General features: G+C 72.6%; 23 protein-coding genes. 18 read left to right on the top strand and 5 right to left on the bottom strand.

The genetic code is table 11. The features are described from left to right. Positions 1 to 132 precede the first annotated feature (132 nt). The 14 genes from JOD48_RS01360 to JOD48_RS01295 all read left to right on the top strand — a co-directional run bounded on the left by JOD48_RS01360 (position 133) and on the right by JOD48_RS01295 (position 14,292). The gene (locus JOD48_RS01360) at positions 133 to 906 is read left to right on the top strand and encodes an SDR family oxidoreductase (protein ID WP_204806883.1); all 774 of its coding nucleotides are present in this window, start codon (positions 133 to 135) and stop codon (positions 904 to 906) included. 111 nt (positions 907 to 1,017) lie between these two features. Then, the gene (locus JOD48_RS01355; RefSeq protein WP_204806881.1) at positions 1,018 to 1,542 is read left to right on the top strand and encodes an O-acetyl-ADP-ribose deacetylase; all 525 of its coding nucleotides are present in this window, start codon (positions 1,018 to 1,020) and stop codon (positions 1,540 to 1,542) included. Positions 1,543 to 1,747: 205 nt separating this feature from the next. Beyond that, the gene (locus tag JOD48_RS01350; protein WP_204806879.1) at positions 1,748 to 1,966 is read left to right on the top strand and encodes a hypothetical protein; all 219 of its coding nucleotides are present in this window, start codon (positions 1,748 to 1,750) and stop codon (positions 1,964 to 1,966) included. After that, a complete protein-coding gene (locus tag JOD48_RS01345) occupies positions 1,966 to 3,183 on the top strand; it encodes a YeiH family protein (protein WP_191790020.1) in 1,218 nt (405 codons plus the stop codon). Before JOD48_RS01350 ends, JOD48_RS01345 begins: the two co-directional genes overlap by 1 nt. Positions 3,184 to 3,438: 255 nt before the next feature. Continuing rightward, positions 3,439 to 5,271, top strand: a complete 1,833-nt coding sequence (locus tag JOD48_RS01340) for a YhgE/Pip domain-containing protein (protein ID WP_204806877.1) — start codon at positions 3,439 to 3,441, stop codon at positions 5,269 to 5,271. Positions 5,272 to 5,465: 194 nt separating this feature from the next. After that, the gene (locus JOD48_RS01335) at positions 5,466 to 5,918 is read left to right on the top strand and encodes a hypothetical protein (RefSeq protein WP_204806875.1); all 453 of its coding nucleotides are present in this window, start codon (positions 5,466 to 5,468) and stop codon (positions 5,916 to 5,918) included. After that, the gene (locus JOD48_RS01330; protein WP_191790023.1) at positions 5,915 to 6,238 is read left to right on the top strand and encodes a winged helix-turn-helix domain-containing protein; all 324 of its coding nucleotides are present in this window, start codon (positions 5,915 to 5,917) and stop codon (positions 6,236 to 6,238) included. The genes JOD48_RS01335 and JOD48_RS01330 overlap by 4 nt, the downstream gene beginning before the upstream one ends. A gap of 110 nt (positions 6,239 to 6,348) precedes the next feature. After that, the gene (locus tag JOD48_RS01325; RefSeq protein WP_204806873.1) at positions 6,349 to 7,029 is read left to right on the top strand and encodes a DNA-3-methyladenine glycosylase I; all 681 of its coding nucleotides are present in this window, start codon (positions 6,349 to 6,351) and stop codon (positions 7,027 to 7,029) included. 44 nt (positions 7,030 to 7,073) lie between these two features. Beyond that, positions 7,074 to 8,519 carry an L-serine ammonia-lyase gene (locus JOD48_RS01320; RefSeq protein ID WP_204810222.1) on the top strand — a complete coding sequence of 482 codons (1,446 nt, stop codon included), beginning with the start codon at positions 7,074 to 7,076 and terminating at the stop codon, positions 8,517 to 8,519. A gap of 187 nt (positions 8,520 to 8,706) precedes the next feature. After that, the gene (locus JOD48_RS01315; RefSeq protein WP_204806871.1) at positions 8,707 to 9,966 is read left to right on the top strand and encodes a sensor histidine kinase; all 1,260 of its coding nucleotides are present in this window, start codon (positions 8,707 to 8,709) and stop codon (positions 9,964 to 9,966) included. After that, on the top strand, positions 9,963 to 10,643 hold the full coding sequence (locus tag JOD48_RS01310; protein ID WP_307823909.1) for a response regulator: 681 nt from the start codon (positions 9,963 to 9,965) through the stop codon (positions 10,641 to 10,643). Before JOD48_RS01315 ends, JOD48_RS01310 begins: the two co-directional genes overlap by 4 nt. A gap of 125 nt (positions 10,644 to 10,768) precedes the next feature. Continuing rightward, positions 10,769 to 11,977, top strand: coding sequence for a hypothetical protein (locus tag JOD48_RS01305; RefSeq protein ID WP_204806869.1), 1,209 nt, complete (start codon positions 10,769 to 10,771; stop codon positions 11,975 to 11,977). A gap of 84 nt (positions 11,978 to 12,061) precedes the next feature. Beyond that, positions 12,062 to 13,180, top strand: coding sequence for an App1 family protein phosphatidate phosphatase (locus tag JOD48_RS01300; protein WP_204806867.1), 1,119 nt, complete (start codon positions 12,062 to 12,064; stop codon positions 13,178 to 13,180). A gap of 71 nt (positions 13,181 to 13,251) precedes the next feature. Beyond that, entirely contained in the window at positions 13,252 to 14,292 is a 1,041-nt protein-coding gene (locus tag JOD48_RS01295) for a hypothetical protein (RefSeq protein ID WP_204806865.1), read from the top strand. A 20-nt stretch (positions 14,293 to 14,312) separates the two neighbouring features. Here the strand turns inward: JOD48_RS01295 and fdxA are convergent, their stop codons facing one another. The 5 genes from fdxA to JOD48_RS01270 all read right to left on the bottom strand — a co-directional run bounded on the left by fdxA (position 14,313) and on the right by JOD48_RS01270 (position 19,278). Continuing rightward, the gene (gene fdxA, locus JOD48_RS01290; protein ID WP_056764260.1) at positions 14,313 to 14,630 is read right to left on the bottom strand and encodes a ferredoxin; all 318 of its coding nucleotides are present in this window, start codon (positions 14,628 to 14,630) and stop codon (positions 14,313 to 14,315) included. 147 nt (positions 14,631 to 14,777) lie between these two features. Further along, positions 14,778 to 15,404 carry a superoxide dismutase gene (locus tag JOD48_RS01285; RefSeq protein WP_129429624.1) on the bottom strand — a complete coding sequence of 209 codons (627 nt, stop codon included), beginning with the start codon at positions 15,402 to 15,404 and terminating at the stop codon, positions 14,778 to 14,780. Between the two features lie 226 nt (positions 15,405 to 15,630). Further along, entirely contained in the window at positions 15,631 to 16,272 is a 642-nt protein-coding gene (locus tag JOD48_RS01280) for a lysophospholipid acyltransferase family protein (protein WP_191792300.1), read from the bottom strand. Positions 16,273 to 16,454: 182 nt separating this feature from the next. Beyond that, positions 16,455 to 18,011 (bottom strand): PQQ-binding-like beta-propeller repeat protein, encoded by a 1,557-nt coding sequence (locus tag JOD48_RS01275; RefSeq protein ID WP_204806862.1) that lies wholly within the window; start codon positions 18,009 to 18,011, stop codon positions 16,455 to 16,457. Between the two features lie 43 nt (positions 18,012 to 18,054). Continuing rightward, positions 18,055 to 19,278, bottom strand: coding sequence for an NYN domain-containing protein (locus tag JOD48_RS01270; protein ID WP_204806860.1), 1,224 nt, complete (start codon positions 19,276 to 19,278; stop codon positions 18,055 to 18,057). A gap of 125 nt (positions 19,279 to 19,403) precedes the next feature. Between JOD48_RS01270 and JOD48_RS01265 the strand changes: the two genes are divergently transcribed. From JOD48_RS01265 to JOD48_RS01250, 4 genes are read left to right on the top strand one after another with little or no spacing between them, the layout of a single operon-like run. Then, positions 19,404 to 20,636 carry an ROK family transcriptional regulator gene (locus JOD48_RS01265; protein ID WP_191792297.1) on the top strand — a complete coding sequence of 411 codons (1,233 nt, stop codon included), beginning with the start codon at positions 19,404 to 19,406 and terminating at the stop codon, positions 20,634 to 20,636. After that, entirely contained in the window at positions 20,636 to 21,616 is a 981-nt protein-coding gene (locus JOD48_RS01260) for a carbohydrate ABC transporter permease (protein WP_204806858.1), read from the top strand. The genes JOD48_RS01265 and JOD48_RS01260 overlap by 1 nt, the downstream gene beginning before the upstream one ends. After that, positions 21,609 to 22,502, top strand: a complete 894-nt coding sequence (locus JOD48_RS01255; RefSeq protein WP_204806856.1) for a carbohydrate ABC transporter permease — start codon at positions 21,609 to 21,611, stop codon at positions 22,500 to 22,502. The genes JOD48_RS01260 and JOD48_RS01255 overlap by 8 nt, the downstream gene beginning before the upstream one ends. Before the next feature lie 32 nt (positions 22,503 to 22,534). Continuing rightward, entirely contained in the window at positions 22,535 to 23,800 is a 1,266-nt protein-coding gene (locus JOD48_RS01250) for an ABC transporter substrate-binding protein (RefSeq protein WP_204806854.1), read from the top strand. Positions 23,801 to 23,804 lie beyond the last annotated feature (4 nt).

Here is a 23,804-nt window from a genome sequence, read left to right as displayed (position 1 = left end):
GGACCACCGGTGGGACCTTCGTCACGATCACCGCGTCGGAGGTCCCGGGCGCCCGTTTTCCCCGGTTCTGCGGCCTAACCTGAAGGGGACGGCCAGGAAGGTCTGGCCGCACCAGCTGCTCTGGAGGGCATCATGCGCACCGTCGTCGTCACCGGAACCGCCTCGGGCATCGGCAAGGCCCTCAAGGGGATGCTGGAGGCCGACGGCCACCGCGTCATCGGCGTGGACCTGCGCGACGCCGACGTCACGGTCGACCTCACGACCGACGCCGGCCGCGCCGGGCTCGTCGAGCAGGTCACCGCGCTCAGCGGTGGCACGATCGACGCGATCGTCGCCAACGCGGGCCTGTCGAACGGCAGCCCGGCCACCCTGGCGGTCAACTACTTCGGCGCCCTCGCGACGCTCGAGGGCCTGCGCCCGCTCCTCGCCGGGTCGGACGCGCCGCGGGCTGCGGTCACGTGCTCGATGGCGAGCCTCCTGCCGGTCGACGACCAGCTCGTCGACCTCACGCTCGCGGGCGACGAGGCCGCCGCCCTGGCCCGCGCGGCCGAGCTCGCCGCGGCCGGCACGGGCGACATCATCTACGGCAGCAGCAAGGCCGCGGTCGCGCACTGGCTGCGCCGCGCCGCGCCGAGCGCCGACTGGGCCGGGGCCGGCATCCCCCTCAACGCGATCGGCCCGGGCATCGTCCAGACCGGCATGACCGCCGAGATGCTCGCGACCGAGGAGTCGACCAAGGCCGTCGAGTCCCACGTCCCCATGCCGCTCGGCGGGATCATGGGCCCCGAGGTTCCCGCGAACCTCCTGCGCTTCCTCGTCTCCCCGGAGAACAGCCACATGTGCGGTCAGGTCGTCTTCGTCGACGGCGGCTCGGACGTGGTCATCCGGGGCGACAAGGTCTGGTGACCTGACCGGCTCACCTCGAGGAGGCGGCCCGACGGCGTCACGCGCGTGACGTCGTCGGGCCGCCTTCTGCGTGTCCGCGCAGGGCAGCACGACCCGCGCGAGGATGGACGGATGCACCTGTCCGCAGAGCTCGGAGACCTCACGACCGTCGACGTCGACGTGATCGTCAACGCCGCGAACTCGTCGCTGCTCGGGGGAGGCGGGGTCGACGGCGCGATCCACGCCGCGGCCGGTCCCCGGCTGCTCGACGCGTGCCGCGAGCTGCGACGGACGACGCTGCCGGAGGGGCTCCCGGTCGGCGAGGCGGTCGCCACGCCGGGCTTCGACCTGCCGGCGCGGTGGGTCGTCCACACGGTCGGGCCGAACCGTCACCGGGGCCAGACCGACCCCGCGCTGCTCGCGTCGTGCTTCACGCGCTCGCTCGACGTGGCCGCGGACCTCGGTGCGACGTCTGTCGCGTTCCCCGCGGTGAGCGCGGGCGTCTACGGCTGGGACGGGGACGAGGTCGCGCGGGTCGCGGTGGCCGTGGTCCGCGCGTGGGGTGCGGGCGGGGACCGGGGCGTGGTGGACGTGCGCTTCGTGCTGTTCGGCGAACGGCTGCTGGATGCGTTCGAGAGGGCTCTCGCCCAGGACTGACGTGTCCGTCCCGTTCACACGGCGTCACGTTCTCCCGGAGGGTGGACACCCTCTTGCCCCGGTCGGCGGTGACCGCCACCCTGTCGGCCATGCAGATCTTCCGTACGTCGCAGGTGTGTCCGTAGGGCGACGACGCCGTGCAGCCCTGCGCCGGTCGTCGCCCTCGCCGCACCCACCCCCGACGCCGGAACCCGAAGGACCTGCCATGCCCGCACGCGAGAACCCCGTCCCGCCCGCCAGGGCGGAACACGCCCCGACCGCCTCACCGCCCGTCGAGCCCGCCACGGCTCCCGCCCCCCGGCCCGTGACCGTGGACGCCGTCCGACGCGTCCACGTCTCCGAGGACTGGCTGGCGACCGTCGTAGGCCTCGCGATCGTCGCCGTCGGCCTGCTGGGCCTGATCCCCGAAGGGCTGGTGCCCTGATGAGCGCCACGACCCCTGACACGGGCACCAGCACGACACCCCGCCGCGAGGCGGCCGTGGATGGCGACCGCTCCCCCGAGGCGCCCGTCGGCGAGGCGCCCCGGGCGACGCTCGAGGACTCGGTCGTCCAGGACGGGCGCTCACCGGGCGCCCTCTACCTGGTGGCGGGCTTCGTCGTCCTCCTGGGCCTCGCCTGGTCCGCCCGCTTCCTCGAGCAGAGCGTCCCGGAGTGGCTGGCCGACACACCGCTCGGCGGCATCGCGAAGTCCGTGGAGTACCCGGTGTACGCGATCGCGCTCGGGCTGCTCGGCAACGCCGTGCTGTCGGCAACGGGCCTGCGCTCCCGGCTGGCAGCGGCGTTCCGGACCGAGTTCTTCATCAAGACCGGGCTCGTGCTGCTCGGGGCCACGGTCAACCTGTCGCTCGTCGTCTCGGCCGCCGGACCGGCGATCGCGCAGGCCGTGCTGCTCATCACGCTCGTCTTCGGGTTCACCTGGTGGCTCGGCGGGCGCCTCGGCATCGACGACAAGCTCCGGGCGCTGCTCGCGAGCGCGGTGTCGATCTGCGGGGTCAGCGCCGCGATCAGCGCCGCCGGGGCGGTCCAGGCGAAGAAGGAGCAGCTCGCGTACGCGGCGAGCCTCGTCATCCTCTTCGCCCTGCCCTCGATCTTCATCCTGCCTGCCCTGTCCGAGGCGCTGGGCCTGTCGCCCGCCGTCGCCGGGGCGTGGATCGGCGGGAACATCGACACCACGGCCGCCGTGACGGCCGCGGGAGCGCTGGCCGGGGACGAGGCCCTGCAGGTCGCCGCGATCGTCAAGACCACCCAGAACGCCCTGATCGGGGTCGTCGCGATCGCCCTCACGGCATACTTCGCGTTCCGGGTCGACCGGGTCGCGGGGGCCGCCGCTCCCCGGTGGAGCGAGCTGTGGACGCGCTTCCCGAAGTTCGTGCTCGGGTTCCTGCTCGCCTCGGTCGTGGCGACGATCTACGTCAGCTCCGTCGGGGCGGATGCCGCCGCACCGGACATCGCGATCCTCAAGTCTCTGAGCACGGTGTTCTTCATCGTCGCGTTCGTGTCGATCGGGCTGGAGTTCAACGTGACGGCGGTCCGGGAGGCCGGGTGGAAGCCGGTCGTGGTGTTCGGGTCGGCCGCGGTGTTCAACCTCGTCGTGGGGCTCGCGCTCGCGAGCGTCCTGTTCGCGAACCTGGAGGTCTGAGCCGAGGCGCGCTCTGCCGCTCGTGCCGCTGCTGCGGCTGCTGCGGCTGCTGCCGCTGGCGAAAGGCCCGTCGCGACGTCCGCGGCGGGCCTTTACCAACTTGTGATTTTCGAAGTATCAGATACTTGCTTTCTTTCCTCTTGTGGCCGTTGCTAGCGTCGACGGTGATTTATCTGATACTCGGAGTTGCATCAAGGTGATGGGCACTCCGGAGTCAGACCGGCAACGACGCCGGCCACGAGAGGACCCTCGCACATGACGAACCACGCCTTCCCGCGCCCTTCGCGCGCGCACTCAGCCCTGACCATCGGCGCCCTTGTCGTGCTGGCGCTCGCCGTCGTCGCGCTCGTCGCCTACCTGCTGATCTTCAACGGCAAGGTGGCCGACGGCGCCACGCGCCTCGACGACGGAGCCACCCGCCTCGAAGCGGGCGCGGCCGAGCTCGCCGACGGCGCCGAACGCGCCGAGGAGGGCGCAGGCAAGCTCGCCGACGGCTCGAAGGACCTCGAGGACGGGGCCAAGAAGCTCTCGACCGGGGCCACCCAGGCCTCCAGCGGGGCGACCCAGCTCGCGGACGGCAGCGTGACCGCGCTCGACGGTGCCGCACAGCTCGCGGCCGGGGCCGACGAGCTCAACGCCGGAGCGGCCAAGCTCGCGCCGGGGGCCGCGGACGCCTCGGCCGGTGCGAACAAGCTGGCCGCAGGCGCGAGCGACCTGCGGGCCGGCACCGCAGAGCTCGCGCCCGGGGCCGCCGCGGCGGCGGAAGGCTCCGCACAGCTCGCGGCGGGCTCCGCCGAGCTCAAGAACGGGGCAGCTTCCCTCGCCGACGGCGCATCACGGGCCGCCGCCGGCGCCGAGGCCATCCACTCCGCGTCGGGCGGTCTGGTCGCCGGGTCGGGTGAGCTCAGGGCGGGGGCCAAGCAGAAGCTCGGCGACGCCGTCACGGGTCTGCGTGGCGGCGTCGCCCAGCTCGACGTCGGTGCAGACCGCATCACGACGGGACTGTCGAACGCGGGGGCCGGCGCAGGTTCCCTGGCGGCCAACGCCGCGACACTTCGCGACGGGGCCACAGCCTCCAAGGCGCAGGCGGGCACGGCCGCCGCCACGCTGGGCGCTCTCGCCGCGTCGGCACAGGCCTCCGCGGACGCGACGACGGACCCGGTGGCCAAGAAGGCGTTCCAGGACCTGGCCACCGAGCTCACGTCCCTCAAGGGCGGCACGCCGGAGCAACCCGGCGTACTGGGACTGGCCGGAGCGTTCGACGCGCTGGCAACGGGGGCGACCAGGCTCGAGACGGGCGCCGCCGGACTCCAGTTCGCCCTGGGGACCGGGACAGAGGACAAGCCCCAGCTCCTCGCGGGCGCTCAAGCCCTCAAGGGTGGGATCGGCAAGCTGGGTGCGGGAGTCGACTCCCTCTCGGCCGGAGTCACGACGCTCGACGGCGAGATCGGGAAGGTCCAGGCCGGGGCCGCCCAGCTCCAGACGAAGCTCGGCGAGCTCAGCACCGGGACGCGGAGCGCCGCGACCGGCGCGACCCAGCTGTCCGCAGGGGCGGCGAAGGCCAACGGTGGAGCGCTCGCGCTCGCGGAGGGCACCACCCGGCTCGCGGAGGGCGCGACCGCGCTCGACGCCGGCGCAGGCAAGCTGCAGTCGGGTGCCAAGGACCTCGCCGCGGGCAACGCGAAGCTCGCCACGGGCGCGCGCGACCTGTTCGCGGGCACCACGAAGCTCGAGAACGGGTCGCTCAGCCTCCACACGGGCATCAACGCCCTGTCGAGCGGCGCGACGACGCTCGCGGCGGGCAACACCGCGCTCGCCGAGGGGGCGGGCACCCTGCACGCGGGCACCACGACGCTCGCGGACGGCGCGGGCGAGCTCGCGAAGGGCAGCTCGACGCTGGCCGACGGTGCGGGCACGCTCGCCGACGGCACGGTCGAGATCTCGGACGGCACGACCAAGATGAAGTCGGACGTCGAGAACAGCCCGGCCGGAAAGCTCTCGCTCGGCATGTCGGCGATCGCGGGCGGGAGCCTGCTCGCCGGTGTCGTCGGGATCGGACTGGGGTTGCGCCGCCGGCTCACCATCTGACCGGCTGACCTGCGCGATCCCGCGCGGCGCCTCACAGTCGACGGTGACGCCGCGCTTCTCGAGGGTGGCGGGGCCGCGTCCACGACCTGGACGCGGCTCCCGCCGCCCTCGCTCTGCGTCCGGGACTCGGCCCCGCAAGGATGTCCGCCTGGCACTTACTTGCCAAGCAGGAAAGTAGATGCTTCGATGGACAGATGAGCAACGACGCACTCTCCCCCACCGCCCCGACTCCGCAGGACGCCGCCGCCGCGCTCGACCTCGCGAACCGGAGCGCCGCGGCTACAGCGGGCATCGGGCACCGCTGGCTCCAGAGCCTGCTCCTCGCCTGGGCCGCCATGACCATCGCCGTGGTGCTGCTCGTCGGCCTCGGGGGCGTTCCCGGCATCGTCGTCGGCTCCCTGATCGGCCCCCTCTTCGCCGGCACGGTCGCGATCTGGGCCGCCCGCCAGGGCATCCGGGCCCGCAGCCTGAACGGTCGCTACCTGCTCGCCGTCCTCCTCTGGGCCGTCCTCTACGGCGCGGCGCTCACCCTCGGCCTGCCGGGGCAGGCCGGCAACCTGGGCTACTGGCTCCCCGCCGCACTGGCCACCGCCCTCCCGATGCTCGTCGCCGCCCTGTGGCCCCGCCGCGAGGAGCTGGAGGCATGACCGAGACGCACCCCCGCCACCGGCTCGACGACGTCATCCACTCCCCCGTCCGGCTCTCGGTCGTCGCGGCGCTCGCCGGGGTCGAGAAGGCCGACTTCAGGTCGTTGCGCGACGCGATCGAGGTGTCCGACTCGGCGCTCTCCAAGCAGCTCACGGTGCTCGAGGACGCGGGCTACGTCGCGATCACCAAGGACCGCGTGGGCCGCCGCCCGCGGACGTGGGCCGCCCTCACGCCTGCCGGGCGGGCCGCTCTCGCCGCGCACCTCCAGGCGTTGCGCGCGATCGCCGAGCAGCAGCTCCCGGCGGTCACCGACGCCTGATCCACAGGGCCTGTGGATCAGGCCGTCCACAGACGCCTGGACGCGCGCGGTCCCCACAGGGCGACCGCGCCGCACACCACGCGTGGGTGCCGTGCGGAAGAGTGGGCGCCATGCCCACGACCGAGGCCACCGGCCAGCACGTCCCCGAACCCACGGCACCGCTCGCCGCACCGGCCGACTCGCCCGTCTCTCCCCCCGCGGGCGCCCGCTGCTTCGGCGACGGCGACGCGCTCTACGAGGAGTACCACGACACCGAGTGGGGGGTCCCCGTCCACGGGGACGAGGCGCTGTTCGAGCGGCTGGCGCTCGAGGCCTTCCAGTCGGGCCTCGCGTGGATCACCGTGCTGCGCAAGCGCCCCGCGTTCCGCGAGGCGTTCGCGGGCTTCGACCCGGAGGTCGTCGCACAGTTCTCCGAGGAGGACGTCGAGCGCCTGCTCCAGGACGCCTCGATCATCCGCAACCGGATGAAGATCGAGGCCACGATCTCCAACGCGCGCGCCCTGCTCGCGCTGCACGAGCAGGGTCGGACCCTCGACGAGCTCGTCTGGTCGTTCGCCCCGGGGGGTTCGCGCGCGCCCGACGGCGGCACTCCCGTCGACCGTCCGCGTCCCGCGACCTTTGCGGACCTCGCGGCCAGCACCCCCGAGTCGGTCGCCCTGGCCAAGGCGCTCAAGAAGGAGGGCTTCCGCTTCATCGGCCCGACGACGGCCTACGCGGCGATGCAGGCGTGCGGGCTCGTGGACGACCACCTGGCAACGTGCCCGGTCGTGACCGGCGAGTCTTTGCTATAGCAGAACGGTTCCATCTTCTGAGACAGGATGCGATCATGAGGACCATGTCCTCGTACGTCAGCGTCCTCGACCTCTTCTCGGTCGGCATCGGACCCTCGAGCTCGCACACCGTCGGCCCCATGCGCGCAGGCACCACCTTCGCGCGCGCTCTCGACGAGCAAGGGGCCCTCGACCAGGTCACGGCGGTCAAGGTCGTGCTGTGCGGCTCGCTCGGCGCGACGGGGATCGGCCACGGGACACCGGACGCGGTCGTCGCGGGCCTGCGCGGGCTCGACCCGGAGACGTGCGACCCCGACGACGTCCCGGGGAGCTGGGAGCGCCTGGGCGAGGGGCACGAGGTCCGGCTGCTCGGCCGCAGGGTCGTGACCATGGCGACCGCGGACGTCCGCCTCGCACCGCTCACCCGGTTGCCCGGCCACCCCAACGGGATGCGCTTCACGGCCCTCGACGCAGCCGGCGACGTGGTCGCCGAGCAGGTGTACTACTCGGTCGGTGGGGGCTTCGTCCTCACCGAGCAGGAGCTCGAGGCCGCCGCGGCGAACGAGGAGGCCCAGCACGCGGCCGAGCTCGCGGGCGCACCGATCGACCCCGCGACCGAGCCCTCGGACGTCCCGCACCCGTTCGCCAACGCCGCCGAGCTCCTCGCGTCCTGCACGCTCGAAGGGCGCAGCATCGCCGAGACCGCGTGGGAGAACGAGGTGTCGCTGCGCCCCGCCGCGGAGGTCGGCTCGGGGCTCGACCGGATCTGGCGCACCATGAGCGAGTGCGTGGACGCGGGGCTCGACCGCCACGGCATGCTTCCGGGGAGGCTCAAGGTCCGCCGTCGGGCGCGGGCGCAGCGCGAGAAGCTCGAGGCCGCGGAGGCCGACGGCGCCTCCGACCTGTCGATCGAGTGGCTCCAGGCCTACGCCATGGCGGTCAACGAGGAGAACGCCGACGCGCGCCGCGTCGTCACGGCGCCCACCAACGGCGCGGCCGGGATCATCCCGGCCGTCGGACGCCACTTCCTGCGCATCCACCCGGACCTCGCGGCCGACGAGAAGGCCACGCGCCAGGCCATGCGCACCTACCTGCTCACCGCTGGAGCGATCGGCGCCCTCTACAAGCGCAACGCCTCGATCTCCGGTGCGGAGGCCGGGTGCCAGGGCGAGGTCGGCTCGGCCTGCTCCATGGCGGCGGGAGCCATCTGCGCGGTGCTCGGCGGCACCCCGGCGCAGGTCGAGAACGCTGCGGAGATCGCGATGGAGCACAACCTCGGCCTCACGTGCGACCCGGTCGGCGGTCTGGTCCAGGTCCCGTGCATCGAGCGCAACGCGATCGCGGCGTGCACAGCGGTCTCGGCCGCCAAGCTCGCCCTGCAGGGCGACGGCGCGCACGTCGTCTCGCTCGACACCGTGATCGAGACCATGCGACAGACGGGCCTCGACATGTCGACCAAGTACAAGGAGACGTCGACGGGCGGCCTCGCGGTCAACGTCATCGAGTGCTGAAAGCGGTCCGGGTCATCGAGTGCTGAAAGCGGTCCGGGTCATCGAGTGCCGAGAGCGGTCCGTCTCGCCGCGACCAGACACAGCCGGCCGGGCCTGGTCCCCAGGAGCGGCGCGGACCCACGGCTGACATGATGTCGAGATGTCCGGCTCGTCCCCCGAGGCAGCGAGTGGCGCATCGAGACCACGTGTGTCGCTGCGCTCTCTCGTCGCGCCCCTGAGGTCGGGGGCCACGGTCAGGGCGGGAGTGTTCCTGGTCGTCGGTGGGCTCGTCGCCGGAGCGTACGGGCTGCTGATCGAGGGGTTCGTGCAGATGTTCGCAGACCCGCAGACCGCGACTCCTACGACGGCAGCGCTCGCCGTCGTGGCGACGACGCTCGCCGCGGCGCCACCCTTCCTCGCCCCGGTCCGGACCGTCGAGGTGCTCGCGGCGCGCACCCTGCTCGACGTCGACGTCCAGACCCCGTCGGACCGGCCGAGCCCCACCGCTCGGTGGCGGGGCGCGGCGTGGTTCACGCTCCACCTCGTGCTCGGTCTGGTCGTGGTCGTCTCGCTGCTGGTCGTCGTCCCGCTCGTGCTCGACCTTCTGCTCTCGCTGTTCGGGACGCGCCCCTTCCTCGAGCCTGGTTGGCTGCCGGCCTGGCTGGCGCACCCGCCCCTGCGTCTCCTGCTCGCGCTCCTCGTCCTCGTCGCCCTGCCCTACGTCGTGGTCGGGGCGCGGGCGGTGCTGCGGTCGGCGGCGCCGGTGCTGCTGGGCCCGGACCAGAGCGAGCGGATCGCCGAGCTCGAGGCGCAGACCGCACGACTGGTCGCGCGCAACCGCCTCGCGCAGGACGTGCACGACGGCGTCGGTCACGCCCTGACGATCACCGTGCTGCAGGCTGCGGCTGCGGCGCGGACCCTGGAGTCCGACCCTGCGGCGGCTCGCCGTTCGCTGGCAGCCATCGAGGAGACGGGACGCCATGCCATGGCCGAGCTGGACGACCTGCTGCGGCGCTTGCGCAACCCCGGGTCGGCCCCTGCGCCGGGGCGCGAGAGGTCGCTCGAGCACGACGACCTCACGACCCTCGTCGAACGCGCCCGCCAGGCGGGGGCGGACGTCACGCTGGTCCTCGTGGGGGACGTGGGACGGGCGCCGGACGAGGTGGGCCGCGAGGTCTACCGGGTCGCCCAGGAGTCCCTCACCAACGCGCTGCGGCACGCTCCGGGGGCGCCGGTCGCGGTCCGGGTCGTGCGCGCCACCGACCTCGGCATCGAGGTCCGCAACCCGTGGTCGCCCGGGCGTGGGGCGCCGGAGGAACGGCGTGGCCACGGCCTGGCGGGCATGCGCGAGCGTGTGACGGCGCTCGGCGGCACGCTCGTCGCGGGGCCCGACGGCGGAGCGTGGGTCGTGCGCGCGTCGTGGCCCGTCGTGGAGGACGAGCCGGAGAGCCGGGTGGCGACCTCGTGAGGCAGGGCGACCGTCCCCCCGCCGGAGGGCTCGACGTGGTGCGTGTCCTGGTCGTCGACGACGAGCCGCTCGTGCGGGCCGGGTTGCGCGTGATCCTCGACGCCGAGCCCGACATCGAGGTGGTCGGGGAGGCGGCGGACGGTGTCGAGGTACCGGGAGCCGTCACGGCGACCCGACCCGACGTCGTCCTCCTCGACGTCCGCATGCCGCAGGTCGACGGGATCGCTGCGACCCGCGCGATCGTGGCCCGCGACCCGGCTCCTCGGGTGCTCGTCATGACGACGTTCGAGCACGACGACCACGTCCTCGACGCGCTGCGCGCCGGCGCTCACGGCTTCCTGCTCAAACGGGCGCGCCCGCAGGACCTGGCCCAGGCGGTGCGCGTCGTGGCGCTCGGGGAGTCGCTGCTCTTCCCTGACGCGGTGCGCCGGCTGGCGACCGCTCATCCTGCTCGCGGGGACGCCTTGCGCTCGGCCCGGCTCTCCGAGCGCGAGGGCGAGGTCCTGCGCCTCATGGCCACCGGAAGGTCCAACCTGGAGATCGCGAGCGAGCTGTTCCTCGGGGTGGAGACGGTCCGCACCCACGTGGGGAACCTGCTGGGCAAGCTCGGGGTCCGCGACCGCACGCAAGCCGTGGTCGCGGCCTACGAGTCGGGCTTCGTCCGCCCCGCCCTCTAGCGAGCGGGTTCCCCCGCACGGGGGACCCCGTTCCCCGTCGCGGGTGATCCGAGCCCGGCCGTCACCGACGAGCCTGAAGGGACAGCTCGCCGGGCACAGCCGGCGACACTCCCCGAGGAGCGACCGTGGAAGACATCGACACGACCGGCATCGCGACGACCACCGCCCGACCCGGCACGGATCGGCGTGGCGACCCTCGACCGGGTGGCACCGGGGCCGCACCTCCCCTGCCGGGAACGCGCCGGCCGACGGCCCCCCGCTGGCCGCGCTGGGTCCCTCCCGTGACGATCGCGTGGTGGCTCGCCGGGGCCCTCACCGCCCTCGTCGCCGTCCTCACGGGGCGGAACCTGCCCGTCGGGGCGTCGACGCCGGACGCGGCGGGGACGATCGTCGAGTCCGTCCCGAGCAGCAGCCTGACCGCGGCTCTCGCGATCCTGGGACTGGTCGGGGCGGCGCACGCCGCCTGGATGACGTCACGGTCCGACCGACCGACGACCGGCCGGGTGCGCGCCGTGGCGGTCTCGGTCTCCGTGCTCGCCGCATCCGCCGGCGTCCTGTTCGCCGACACCAGCCTTCTGGCCCGCATGGGGTATCTCCCCGTCGTCCTCGTCCGGGCCCCGTTCGACCCGGAGCTCGCGCAGGCCTTCGACCAGTACGTCGCACCGGCGTTCCTGCTCCAGCTCGGTGTGCTCGTCGCCCTGGTCCTCCTCGCGGTCACGACTACGCTCTTCGTCCGGCGCACCAGCGGGGCGTGCGAGGTCTGCGGACGCCTGGACCCTCCGGCTGACCACCACGCACCGGCACCGGCCGGTCAGGACTCCGCGCGACCGTCGGGCATCGTGGCCTGGGGTCGACCCGCCGTGTTCGTCGCAGCGATCATCCCGTGCCTGTATGCCGTCACCCGGCTGATCTGGGTCCTGGGATATCCGCTCGGGCTCGACCCCGAGATGTACGAGCAGGACGCGGGCGAGCTGGTCGCCCCCGCAGTGGGGCTCTCGCTCTTCGCCCTGGTGGGTGCCGTGCTGACGCTCGGCCTCGTGCAACGGTGGGGTGAGGTCTTCCCTCGCTGGATCCCGGGCCTCGCGGGACGACGGGTCCCGGTCGCGCTCGCGGTCGTTCCCGCCTCGGTCGTCACGGTCGCGATCCTTCCGGCCGGCCTCTCCATGATCAAGGGTCTGCTGGAGATGTCCCCGTCAGAGGTCCTGGTCAACTGGGCTGCATTCGGTCCTGGCGTGCTCTGGCCCCTGTGGAGCGTGGCCCTCGGGGTCGCGACCTGGGCCTACGCGACCCGGCGCCGCGGCACGTGCCGCGTCTGCGGCCGCCGCACCTCCTGACCAGCGGGTTCTTCCCGGTTCAGCCGATGAAGCCGGCGTCCTTGTGCCAAGGTGGGAGACCAGCACCTTCGACGAGCGGATCCCATGCACCAGACGCACCTCCCCTCCCCGACTCCCCCGGTGGAGCGGCTGCACCTCTCGGCACGCCTCGAGGACCGCATCCGTGCGGCCGCGGTCAAGTTCCTGCGGGCCCGGGGCTGGACCCCGCGCATCGAGGCGTACGTCGGCTACGGCAACGAGGGCTCGGTGCGCGTGCTGGCGCGGGTGCTGCTGAGCCGCCCGCACCGCCGGACGGACCTGGTGTGGAACCGGCGCGGCTGGCGCAACTACCTCACGGTCTCCGCGCCGGGCGAGGTGGTCCGTGCGTCGGTCACGCGGACCGACGGGTCGGGCCAGGAGGAACGACTGGTGACGGACCTGCCCGCCGACCGCGACGGGTACGTGGACGGGATGCTGGACGTCGCGCTCTCCCCGGGGTGGCACGACGTCCAGCTCGCCACGGCGAGCGGTGCCGTCGCGACGGCGCGGGTCTTCGTGGTCGGGCCGGGGCGGCGACTGGGCGTCATCAGCGACATCGACGACACGGTCATGATCACCATGGTCCCCAGCCTGCTGCGCGCGGTGTGGAACACGTTCGGTATGCACGCGAGCGAGCGGCGCCCGGTGCCCGGCATGGCCGACCTGTACCAGGGCATCGCCTCTGTCCACCCGGATGCCCCCTTCGTGTACCTGTCCAACGGCGCGTGGAACTCCGCGGGGAACCTGGAACGCTTCCTCGACCGCAACGGCTTCCCGCCCGGGGCCCTCCTGCTGACCGACTGGGGTCCCACCGCGACAGGATGGTTCCGCAGCGGGCAGGAGCACAAGGGCAACGCGATCGACCGGCTCGTGCGCGAGCTACCCGACGTCGGCTGGCTCCTGCTCGGCGACGACGGCCAGCACGACCCGGAGATCTACGACGCGGCCGCGACGCGCCACCCGACGCACGTGGCCGCGATCGGCATCCGCCAGCTCAGCCCCGCGCAGAAGATCCTCGCCCACGAGCCTCCCGCGCCGTCGTCGGGCCGCAGCGGCGGCGCCTTCCTCGGGACGGTCGCCGCGCCGGGATCGCGCCGCCCCCGGCGCCCGGCGCACGGCGTCCCCACGGCTGGCGGGCCCGACGGCGGAGCGCTCGCCCGGGCGCTCGGACGCGCCCTGCGCTGAGCACGGCCCGTGCCCGCGACGCGCGAGACGTCCCGGATGCCCCGTGCGTCACGAGATGTTTCGCTGGAGGCATGACCGACGACGAGGAGCGACCAGGCCCAGCAGGCGAGCAGGGCCCCACCGAACCGATCAGGCCCGCCTTCCCGGCGCCGGGCGGCATCACCGGCGGCAGCGTCCCACCCGCCGAACCCATCCCGAACGCCCCGGACCCGTTCTCCGCCACGGGAGCCTCGACGCCGCCCGGGGGACCCGGCGAGCCGCCTCCCGGCGGACCGGCCGAACCGCCGGGCAACCGCGCGTGGTGGTGGGCGCTGGGCGGGCTCGTGCTCCTCGCGATCGTGGCGGTCGGCATCTGGCTCGCGACCCGCGGTGACGCGGACGGAGACGCCGCCGCCTCTCCCGCCCCGACGCCGCCGGCCACCGTGGGCTCGCAGGCCCCCTCCGACGAACCGACCCCGGAGACCACGACCACCACGACCTCGCCCACCACGGGCTGCGCCGCGACCGGGACCGGCGTGCCCGCGGGCGCGGACACGCACCAGACCGTCGACGTCGACGGCGACGGCCGCCCCGACACCGCCTGGCTCACCGGCGGCGCCGACAGGACGTTCGGCATCACGACGGCCTCAGGGGCGACGTTCTCCGCCCCCGTCACGTCCGCGAGCCCCGTCCCGGCGAGCGCGATCGTCAACCTCGTCGCGGCCGGCGGCGGCGAGGCGCCGATCGCGCTCGTCGACGTGGGTCGCGAGGTGCTGCTGCTCTCGGTGGCGGACTGCGCCGTGACGGTCACGCAGAACGCGCAGGGCCAGCCGTACACGTTCGACAAGGGGTTCAGCGGGTTCGGGACCGGCGTCGGCTGCACGGCCGTGGACGGCGTGCTGCACCTGGCCGGGCTGGACGCGACCTCGTCCGACGGTTCGACGTACACCGTGGAACGCACGTTCATCGACCTCGACGCGGCAGCGCGGACCGCGACGAACGGCCAGGCAGAGACCGTCGCCGAGGGGGCTGCGGCGACCGACCCCGTCGTCGTCACGGCGCAGGAGACGAGCTGTGGCGACCTCGTCGCGGGCGGCACGGACCCGGGCGGACCGGTCGAGCCGCAGGGCTGAGGACGGGCGGCTCGCGTTGCTCAGGCCTGCGGGGCCAGGGCCGCGATCATCGGGTCGTCCTTCTCGATCATGCCCATCTTCGCCGCACCACCCGGCGACCCCAGGTCGTCGAAGAACTCCACGTTCGCCCGGTAGTAGTCGCTCCACTCCGAGGGCACGTCGTCCTCGTAGTAGATCGCCTCCACCGGACACACCGGCTCGCACGCACCACAGTCCACGCACTCGTCCGGATGGATGTACAACGACCGCTTGCCCTCGTAGATGCAGTCCACCGGACACTCCTCGATGCACGCCTTGTCCTTCACGTCCACACAAGGCTGAGCGATCACATAGGTCACGGCGGACCACCTTTCTGGAGGGTTCTGGCTGCCCGCAGGAAGGCCCCGGCAGCGTCGCGCAAGGTGCGCGCCGCAGTGCCGGGGCCTTTCCCGTTCACGCGGGTCTCGTCGTGCCGGGCGCTCGACGCCCGGCACCGGTCACGAGGGTCAGGCGGGGATGATGAGGCCTTCGCCCTGGGTGCGGGCGCGGGCGAGGCGTGCGTCGGCGTCGGCCCAGTTGACGAGGTTCCACCAGGCGGTGACGTAGTCGGCGCGCACGTTCTGGTAGTCGAGGTAGTAGGCGTGCTCCCAGACGTCGAGCAGGACGATCGGGACCAGGCCCAGGGCGATGTTGCCCTGCTGGTCGTAGAGCTGGACGATGATGAGCTTCTTGCCGAGGGTGTCCCAGGCCAGGATGGCCCAGCCCGAGCCCTGGACGCCTGCGGCGACGGCGGCGAAGTGCTTCTTGAACTTCTCGAACGAGCCGAAGTCCTCGGCGATGGCTGCGGCGATGTCGCCGGTGGGCTCGCCGCCGCCCTCGGGGGAGAGGTTGGTCCAGAACGCGGAGTGGTTGACGTGTCCGCCGAGGTTGAACGCGAGGTTCTTCTCGTGGAGGTTGACCGCGGCGAGGTCGCCGGAGTCGCGGGCCTCGGCGAGCTTCTCGAGTGCCGTGTTGGCGCCGGTCACGTAGGCCTGGTGGTGCTTGGAGTGGTGCAGCTCCATGATGCGGCCGGAGATGTGGGGCTCGAGTGCGCCGTAGTCGTACGACAGCTCGGGAAGGGTGTAGACAGCCATGGTGAGTCCTCTCTATCGGTGTCGGCCACGCTAGGACCTCAACCGTGGTTGAGGTCAAGTCGGACGCCCTCGGGGCGCGGCGGCGGCGGGCGGACCCGCCGGGCGCGATCCCTGGGACACGTGGCCCTCCCCCGAGCACATCACGGCGGGACGGGTCTTGCACGTCCTTCTCAGGAACGGGCGTGTCCCGGCCGACCTGCGACCGGTGTCGGGCGAGAGGCGAGGATCAGCTCGCGCGCTGCTGGCCGCTCATCGCGTGGATCGAGTCCATGACCTGCTCCGTGAGCTCGCGGCGGGCCTGCGCGGGCTTGCCCGACGTGATCTGGCGTGCGGGCTCGATGGGCGCCCCGAACTGGACGGTCACGCGGTGGATGCGCGGGAGGCGCGAGCCGACGGGCTGGACCTTGTCGGTGCCCTGGATCGCGACGGGCACGATCGGCGCGTGGCCTGCGAGCGCGAGCCAGGCGACGCCGGTGTGCCCCTTGTGCAGCTTGCCGTCGCGTGACCGCGTGCCCTCGGGGTAGATCCCGAACGCGCCGCCACGGTTGAGCACCTCGAGCGCGTCCTCGAGCGAGCGCTGCCCGGCGCGCGGGTCGTCGCGCTGCACGGGGATGTGGCCGAGGGTCGTGAAGAACCAGCGGGAGACGCGTCCCTTGAGCCCGGTGCCCGTGAAGTACTCGGCCTTGGCGAGGAACGTGACGTGGCGCGGGGCGACGATGGGGATGAGGAGCGAGTCCACGAACGACAGGTGGTTGCTCGCCAGGATGACGGGTCCGCGCCGCGGGATGTTGTTGAGGCCGGTCACCCGTGGCCTCAGCAGCGTGAAGGCCAGGAGCGACAGGATCAGCTTCAGCACCCGGTACGTCATCCGTACATTGTGCACCGACGTGCAGCCAGGCCCGACGGCGGGGCCCCCGCCCGGGTGCGGAGCGGTGGGACGAGGCCCGGGGTGCCAGGGAGAACGCCCGGCGGTGCACGAATTTTCAGGGGGCGTGGTTCGTTGCGCACGGGCAGGGCGCTCTGTCCGACGCCCTCGCGATCGCTATCGCGTCAGCCGAGACCCGCGACCCTCCCGTCTGCCGCGCTGACGAGCTTCCCCCCGACGGCCATGAACGCGTAGGCCTCGCCCGGGATGGTCGTGGTCCACCGCCCGCTGCCGTCGGCCAGGTCGATCGAGGTCCACCGCGTCCCCTCGACCGGCTCGACGTCGACGACGACCGTCAGTGCACCGCGGCCGGCGAAGGCCGCGGTCACGTCGCTGGTCGACGATCCCCCGCTCTCGGAGGCGTTCCACGTCCAGACCTCCTCTCCTGTCGCGTTGTCGATCGCCACCGCACCGGGGTAGGACGCCACGACCGTCAGGTCCTTCGTCACGAGGAGGACCCGGGTGGCGTAGCGGGGGAAGGACCAGAGCTCGCGCCCTCCCGCGTCGATCGCGGTGAACCCCGAGCCACCCTGCGTGAACAGGAGGGGTGGCGCGGTGCCGTCCGTCGCGAGCGGCTCGGTGACGACGTCCCCCGTGGACCAGAGCAGCGTGCCCTCCTTGTCCAGGACGTCCGTCTCCCTGCCGTCCCGTGAGGTACGGGCGAGCCGCCCGTCACGCAGGAGCCGGGTGAATCCCTGGTCGGCGCCGCTCAGGATCTCTCCCTGCTCCGTGAGCGACGCGTCCACGCCGCACCCCACGACCGAGATGACACCGGCCAGGCTGAGGAAGTACAAGGACTCCCGGTCCTCGACCGTCGACCCGTCCTCCTGCGTGAGCTCGCAGGGCCCGGGGCCCTCACCGGGCTCGACCTGGGGGACCGTCCTCGTCCACCGGGCCTCGCCGGTCCGCGCGTCCTCGACCGTCATGACGAGGTCGGCGCCGTTTCGGACCGCCCGGACCAGGTCGCCGTCGGGCAGGACCTCGGAGGCTCCGCGCGACGGATCCAGGTCGCGTCGGGCGAGCACCTCGCCGTCGGAGCCCACGACGGCGACCGTCGTGGACGGTTCGCGGGGGAAGACGTCGACCGGTCCGCCGCCGCCCAGGCACGTGATGAACGAGGTCCTGGAGGGGAGCCCTGCGGCCGGGCCCATCGTGCCGCAACGGAACCCTGCGAGCTCCTCCCGGCGCCACGACAGCTTGCCCGTGGACAGGTCGTGGGCGACGAGGGCGTCCTCGAGACCCAGCAGGAGGAGGTCGTCGACGAACGCGGGCCACGTCTCCCCGGTGTCCACGCTCCAGACCTCCTCGGGCGGCTGCGTCAGCCCGACGACCCCGCCCGGCGCCGTCCGCAGCAACGCGTCGGCCTGCCGTGCACGGACCACGTCCAGCGCGGTGAGCCCGCCGAGGACGAGCACGAGGGCCCCGGCCACGCCGGTGACGACGAGGCGTCGGCGGCGGTGCGCCCTCGGGTCGCGCGGAGCCGGGACGATGCCGTCCTCGCCACCGCTCGCGCCGGCGCCGTCGGCCGCGACGGGCGCGGCGCCGTCGGGCGGGGTGTCAGGCCGGCCGGAGGGCGCTCCGGGACGCGAGGGCCGCGGCGCGAGCAGGTCGTCGCCGTCGTCCAGGTCGTCGACCGCCTCGAAGGCGATCTGGCGGGGTTGCTCTCGTCGTCGAAAGGGCACGCCCGGAGCCTAGCGGCCGGGCGTGCCCTTTCGGGGCGGAGGGTCAGCGCGTGGCGACCGACACGAGGTAGTCGTCGGCGTCGTCGTCCCAGCGCAGGTCGATCGCGCCCGCGGTCTGCGCGGCCTTGCAGAACTGGAGGAAGCTGCGGTAGCCGAGCGCCTTCTCGCTGAAGTCGGGGCGCTTCTTGCGGAGCTGGTTCTTGAGGCCCGACAGCGGCACCGAGTCGCCCTGCTCGCCCACGACGGTGCGCAGCAGCGCGAAGTCGTCGCCCGCGTGCCCGCGCTCGGGCAGCGAGACCTCGGGGTCGCCCGTGGCGGGGCCCGCGCTGAGCTGCACGACGCCGCGCTCCTCGAGGTAGCGAAGGAACTCGCCGAAGTTGCGGAAGCCGTAGTCGGCCTCGCTGAACGTGGGGTCCTTGCGCAGCAGCGTGCGCTTGAGCGTCGAGGCGACGACGGCTCCGCTCGACGAGCTCGACAGGTCCGCGAGGGTCTGCGCGACGAGGACCGCGAGGTCCTCGTCCTCCGAGGCGGAGGACGCCCCGTGCCCGACGGCGGACTCGAGCTCGGCCTCGACGTCCAGCGGGACGGGGGTCGGCTCGGGAGCACTCTCGGCGACCGGCGGCACGTCGGCGGCGGGCGTCGTCGCGGCCTCGGGAGCGGGGGCGGCCGCGGCCTTGCTCGACGAGCCGGCGCCCGAGCCCGAGCCCGACGAGCGGCTCGACGACTTGCGGGCAGCGCTGCGGTTCGAGCTGTTCGAGGACCGCTTGCGCTCGACGGGCTCGTCGGGGATCTCGACGCCCTCGAGGCGGTCGTAGAAGAGGAACTCGTCGCACGCCGGGGGCAGCAGCTTGGACGTCGAGTTCTCGACGCCGATCCCGATCACGCGCTTGTTGAGCTCGCGCAGCTTGTGCACGAGGGGAGAGAAGTCGCTGTCCCCTGTACACATCACGAAGGTCGAGATGTACTCACGCTCGAAGGCCATCTCGATCGCGTCGACGACCATCTTGATGTCGGCCGCGTTCTTGCGCGAGGCCCCCATGCGCTGGGGCATCTCGATGAGCTCGACCTGGTGGCGGGTCAGGGAGCGGCGGTCCTCGTCGAAGTACGACCAGTCGGCATAGGCGCGGCGGACGACGACGCGACCACGCGCGGCGAGCGCGTCGGCGATCGGCTTGAAGTCGAAGGTCATCCCGCCCAGGTGGTCGCGCGCGCCCAGCGCGAGGTTGTCGTAGTCGAGGAAGACGGCCAGACGTTCTTCGGTGTCCATGTCCGCCAGGGTATGGCCCGCGGGGACCGAACGCCCATCCGCCACGGCGACTCACACGCTTGACACGTCTCGGCATGCGGACTTAGTTTGTGGCTAAAGATAGTCCCGAACAAAGGAGTTCTCCGGTGCCGACCACCACCGCTCGAAGCGACCACGGCGCCGCCGCGACGCTCGCGCTCCTCGGAACGCGAGGCCCCAGGAGCCGTGCGGCCATCGCCCGCGAGCTCGGTGTCAGCCCCGCGACGGTCACCCAGATCACCAAGGACCTCGTCGAGCGAGGCCTCCTGGTCGAGCTCGAGACCGTACCGAGCCAGGGCGGGCGCCCCGCCCGCCTCCTCGGGCTGAGCAGCGCACCCGCCCCCCGCGCGATCGGGGCCAAGGTCACGGCCGACCACGTCGCGATCGTGTCGGTCGGTTTCGACGGCGAGGCGCTCTCGCAGTCGTCGCACCCGTTCGACCCCCGCCGCCCCGATGCGCTCGACGCCCTCGGACATCTCCTGCGCGACGTCCTCGCGGCCGAGGACGGCCCGGTCCTCGGCGTCGGGATCGGCATCCCCGGCTCGGTCGACGCCCAGGCCTCCGGGGTCGTGACCGCCCCGACGCTCGGCTGGACCGCGGTCCCCGTCGGCGCCTCGCTGCGCCACACGCTGGGCGTGCCCGTCCTCGTCGAGAACGACGTCAACACCCTGGCCGTCGCCGAGCACCTGTACGGCACCGGGCGCGAGCACGCGTCGTTCCTCGTCCTGACGATCGGGCGCGGCATCGGCTCGGGGCTCGTGGTCGACAGCACCATCCGCCGCGGCGCCGCGGGCGGGGCCGGCGAGATCGGCCACTTCCCCGTGACCGAGGACGGACCGCTGTGCGAGTGCGGCAACCACGGGTGCCTCGAGGCGTACATCGGCGACGACGCCCTGCGTACCCGCGCGATCGCCGCGGGCATCATCGGGCCCGACGGGACGGTCGCCGACCTCGTGGCCCGCGCCGACGCGGGCGACCAGGCCGCGCAGGACCTCTACCACGAGGCAGGACGCCTGCTCGGCCGCACGCTCGCGGGCGTCGTCCACATCCTCGACCCCGAGCTCGTCGTCCTCCTCGGCGAGGGCATCGCCGCCTGGCCCCACTGGCAGAGCGGTTTCGAGAAGACGTTCCGGGCACACCTCCTGCCCTCCCGCCGGGCCATCCCGTTCGTCGTCGAGCCCTGGGCCGACGACAAGTGGGCCCTGGGCGCCGCCGCCCTCGTCCTGGCCACCCCGTTCGACGCCGCGGGCGCGTCGGGCGAGCAGGGGCGGCTCGTCGTCGCCCGCATGCAGACCGACGCCGGCAGCTCGCCGGCCCTCACCCCCACGAGGAGACAGTGATGTCCGTCCCCGCCACGGCGCCGCCACGGGCGGCAGCGCCGAAGCGCCCGACCCGGCAGCGACAGAGCACATCCTCACGGTCGCGGTGGCGCAACCGGGGGTGGGTCCTGTTCTTCCTGCTCCCCAGCGCCGTCCCGCTCGTCGTGTTCACGCTCGCCCCCATGGTGAACTCGCTCTGGGTGAGCCTGCACGACTGGAACCTCGTCTCGCCCATGAAGTGGGTCGGCCTCGACAACTACGCCGACCTGCTGACCTCGGGCGACACCTGGCGGGTCCTCGGGAACACCCTGTTCTACATCCTGGGCTACCTGCCCCTCGTCTACGTGGGCGGCCTGGGCCTGGCCATGCTGCTCAACCGCGCGCTCAAGGGCCGCACGTTCTTCCGCGCGGCCTACTTCCTGCCCGTCATCACGAGCTGGGTCGTCGTGGCCCTCGTGTGGCAGTGGCTCCTCAACCCGTCCAACGGCCTCGTCAACCAGCTCGTCCAGCCGGTGCTCGACGGGATCAACGGGCTCTTCGGGACCGACATGACGGCCCCCGGGTGGTGGACCGACCCGCAGTGGGCGATGCCCTCGGTCATCCTCGCCTCGGCGTGGAAGGACCTCGGCTTCGTGATGGTCATCCTGCTCGCAGGTCTCCAGGCGATCCCCGGTGACGTGCTCGAAGCCGCCCGGGTCGACGGCGCGGGCGCGTGGAAGCGCTTCTGGCACATCACGTTCCCGCTGCTGTCCCCCTCCACGTTCTTCGTGCTCGTCATCTCGCTCATCAACGGGTTCCAGGTCTTCGACCAGGTGTACGTGATGACGGGGGGCGGACCGTCCGGCGCGAGCCAGGTCGTGGTCGGTCAGATCTACGACCTCACGTTCCGCTACGGCCGGGCCGGAGACGCGTCCGCCCTGTCCTGGATCCTCTTCGTCCTGATCCTCATCGTCACCGCGCTCCAGATGCGCGGTCAGCGCAGGTGGGTGAACCATGCCTGAGACCCTCGTCCCGACCGCCCCCGTCACACCGACCACGGCCCCCGCCTCCCTGCGGCGCCCCCGGCGCTCCGCCGGTCAGATCCTCGGACGCATCGCCCTGTACGCGTCCGTCGTCGTCGGCGCGGTCATCATGCTCTTCCCGTTCCTGTGGACGGTCATCACGTCGATCACGCCGAGCGGCTCGCTCTCGGGCGGCCCGTCGCTGATCGTCGAGGACCCGACGCTCGACGCCTACCGGACCCTCATGGAGTCCATGCCGGTCTGGCGGATCATCGCGAACTCGTTCGGGGTCGCGGTCGTCGCGACCCTGCTGCAGATGATCACGGGCTCCATGGCGGCCTACGGATTCAGCCGCCTGCGCTTCAAGGGCAAGAACGTCGTGTTCGCGGCCTACCTGGCGACGCTCATGATCCCGCTCCAGGTCCTCGTCGTGCCGCTGTTCATCCAGATGACGCGGCTCAACCTCAACGACACGTACTTCGCGCTGCTCGCGCCGTCGATCGCGTCGGCCTTCGGCATCTTCCTCCTGCGCCAGGCCGTCGACGGCGTGCCCCGCGAGCTCGACGAGGCCGCGACGCTCGACGGGGCCGGTCACCTGCGGATCTTCGGCCTCATCGTCCTGCCCCTGGTCAAGCCCGCCCTCGCGACGCTCGCCGTCTTCGCCTTCATGGGCTCCTGGAACAGCTTCCTGTGGCCCCTCGTCGTCATCCGCTCCCCCGAGCTCATGACGCTCCCCCTGGGCCTGTCCACGCTCCAGGGCCAGTTCACGACCCAGTGGGACGTCGTCATGGCGGGCTCGGTCGTGTCGATCCTGCCGATCGCGATCGTCTACATGTTCGCGCAGCGCCACATCATCGCCGGCATGTCCCACACCGGCCTCAAGTAGGAGTACGCACCCCCACCGAAAGGAGAGGTCTCATGACCTCACGCTTCAACGGGCGCACCGCTGCGCTCGTCCCGCTCGCGCTCGTCGGCGTCACCGTGCTCGCGGGCTGTGCCCAGGGTTCGGCGACCACGACCACGGGCGCGGACGGCAAGACGGTCGTCCGCTACATGAACTTCACCTCGAACGACGGGCACGAGAAGGACCTCGACACCATCGTCGCGGCCTACGAGAAGGAGAACCCGGACGTCGACGTCCAGGTCGAGACGATCCCGTACGCGGACTACTTCACCAAGCTGCAGACCGCGTTCGCCGGGAAGACCGTCGCGGACGTCGTGGACCTCAACTACGAGAACTTCGTGTCCTACGCCGAGTCCGGTGCCCTGGCCCCGCTCGAGGACGTGGACGCCGCCCCCTACAAGGACACGCTCCTGGAGTCCTTCACGCACGACGGCGCCCAGTACGGGCTCCCGTCGTCGTACTCCAACGTCGTCCTCTACTACAACAAGGCGCTCTTCGACGCCGCCGGGCTCGAGCACCCCACGGCCGACTGGACATGGGCGGAGGAGCAGGCCGCGGCGACCGCGCTGACCGACACCGCCGCAGGCGTGTACGGCGACTTCCAGCCCGTGACGTTCCACGAGTTCTACAAGGTGCTGGACCAGGCGGGGGGCCAGTTCTTCACCGAGGACGGCTCGGCGTCGGCTTTCGACAGCCCCGAGGGCGTCAAGGCGGCCACCTGGCTCGTCACCAAGCCAGGGACGGTCATGCCCACCGAGGCCGACGGGTCGAGCACCCCCGACTTCGACAAGGACCTCTTCTCGGCCGGCAAGCTCGGCATGTGGCACTCGGGCATCTGGATGTTCGACGCCCTGTCCCAGGTCGAGGGACTCGACTGGGACATCGTCGTCGAGCCGGGTGACGCCACGAAGGCCTCGGCCCTGTTCACCAACGGGGTGGCCGTGACGGCCGCGTCGAAGGAGAAGGAGGCCGCGCAGGACTTCGCAGAGTTCCTCACGGTCTCGCCCACCGCGGTCGACACCCGGCTCGCGAGCTCGTGGGAGCTCCCGCCCGTCGCCGACGAGGAGGCCCTCGCCCCGTACCTCGAGCAGACGCCGCCCGCGAACCGTCAGGCCGTGATCGACGCGCTCGACACCGTCGCCCTCCCGCCCGTGCTCGCCGCGCAGCAGGAGATGCAGGACGCGATCAACGAGGAGCTGTCCAACGCGGCCGCAGGCCGCAAGACCGTCGAGCAGGCCCTCACCGACGCCGCCGCGCGCGTCGACCAGCTCCTCGGCTGAGCCC

The organism is Oerskovia paurometabola, from assembly GCF_016907365.1.
GTDB lineage: Bacteria > Actinomycetota > Actinomycetes > Actinomycetales > Cellulomonadaceae > Oerskovia > Oerskovia paurometabola.
This window is presented reverse-complemented; position numbering and strand designations above follow the sequence as displayed.

Bases quoted from the DNA above. Each gene is read 5' to 3' on its own strand.
- JOD48_RS01270 (WP_204806860.1), bottom strand. From the start codon at position 19,278: ATGGACACCGAAGAACGTCTGGCCGTCTTCCTCGACTACGACAACCTC.
- JOD48_RS01320 (WP_204810222.1), top strand. From the start codon at position 7,074: ATGTCCTCGTACGTCAGCGTCCTCGACCTCTTCTCGGTCGGCATCGGA.
- JOD48_RS01360 (WP_204806883.1), top strand. From the start codon at position 133: ATGCGCACCGTCGTCGTCACCGGAACCGCCTCGGGCATCGGCAAGGCC.
- JOD48_RS01280 (WP_191792300.1), bottom strand. From the start codon at position 16,272: ATGACGTACCGGGTGCTGAAGCTGATCCTGTCGCTCCTGGCCTTCACG.
- JOD48_RS01250 (WP_204806854.1), top strand. From the start codon at position 22,535: ATGACCTCACGCTTCAACGGGCGCACCGCTGCGCTCGTCCCGCTCGCG.
- JOD48_RS01345 (WP_191790020.1), top strand. From the start codon at position 1,966: ATGAGCGCCACGACCCCTGACACGGGCACCAGCACGACACCCCGCCGC.
- JOD48_RS01295 (WP_204806865.1), top strand. From the start codon at position 13,252: ATGACCGACGACGAGGAGCGACCAGGCCCAGCAGGCGAGCAGGGCCCC.
- JOD48_RS01300 (WP_204806867.1), top strand. From the start codon at position 12,062: ATGCACCAGACGCACCTCCCCTCCCCGACTCCCCCGGTGGAGCGGCTG.
- JOD48_RS01330 (WP_191790023.1), top strand. From the start codon at position 5,915: ATGACCGAGACGCACCCCCGCCACCGGCTCGACGACGTCATCCACTCC.
- JOD48_RS01285 (WP_129429624.1), bottom strand. From the start codon at position 15,404: ATGGCTGTCTACACCCTTCCCGAGCTGTCGTACGACTACGGCGCACTC.
- JOD48_RS01260 (WP_204806858.1), top strand. From the start codon at position 20,636: ATGTCCGTCCCCGCCACGGCGCCGCCACGGGCGGCAGCGCCGAAGCGC.
- JOD48_RS01335 (WP_204806875.1), top strand. From the start codon at position 5,466: ATGAGCAACGACGCACTCTCCCCCACCGCCCCGACTCCGCAGGACGCC.
- JOD48_RS01340 (WP_204806877.1), top strand. From the start codon at position 3,439: ATGACGAACCACGCCTTCCCGCGCCCTTCGCGCGCGCACTCAGCCCTG.
- JOD48_RS01325 (WP_204806873.1), top strand. From the start codon at position 6,349: ATGCCCACGACCGAGGCCACCGGCCAGCACGTCCCCGAACCCACGGCA.
- JOD48_RS01355 (WP_204806881.1), top strand. From the start codon at position 1,018: ATGCACCTGTCCGCAGAGCTCGGAGACCTCACGACCGTCGACGTCGAC.
- JOD48_RS01350 (WP_204806879.1), top strand. From the start codon at position 1,748: ATGCCCGCACGCGAGAACCCCGTCCCGCCCGCCAGGGCGGAACACGCC.
- JOD48_RS01255 (WP_204806856.1), top strand. From the start codon at position 21,609: ATGCCTGAGACCCTCGTCCCGACCGCCCCCGTCACACCGACCACGGCC.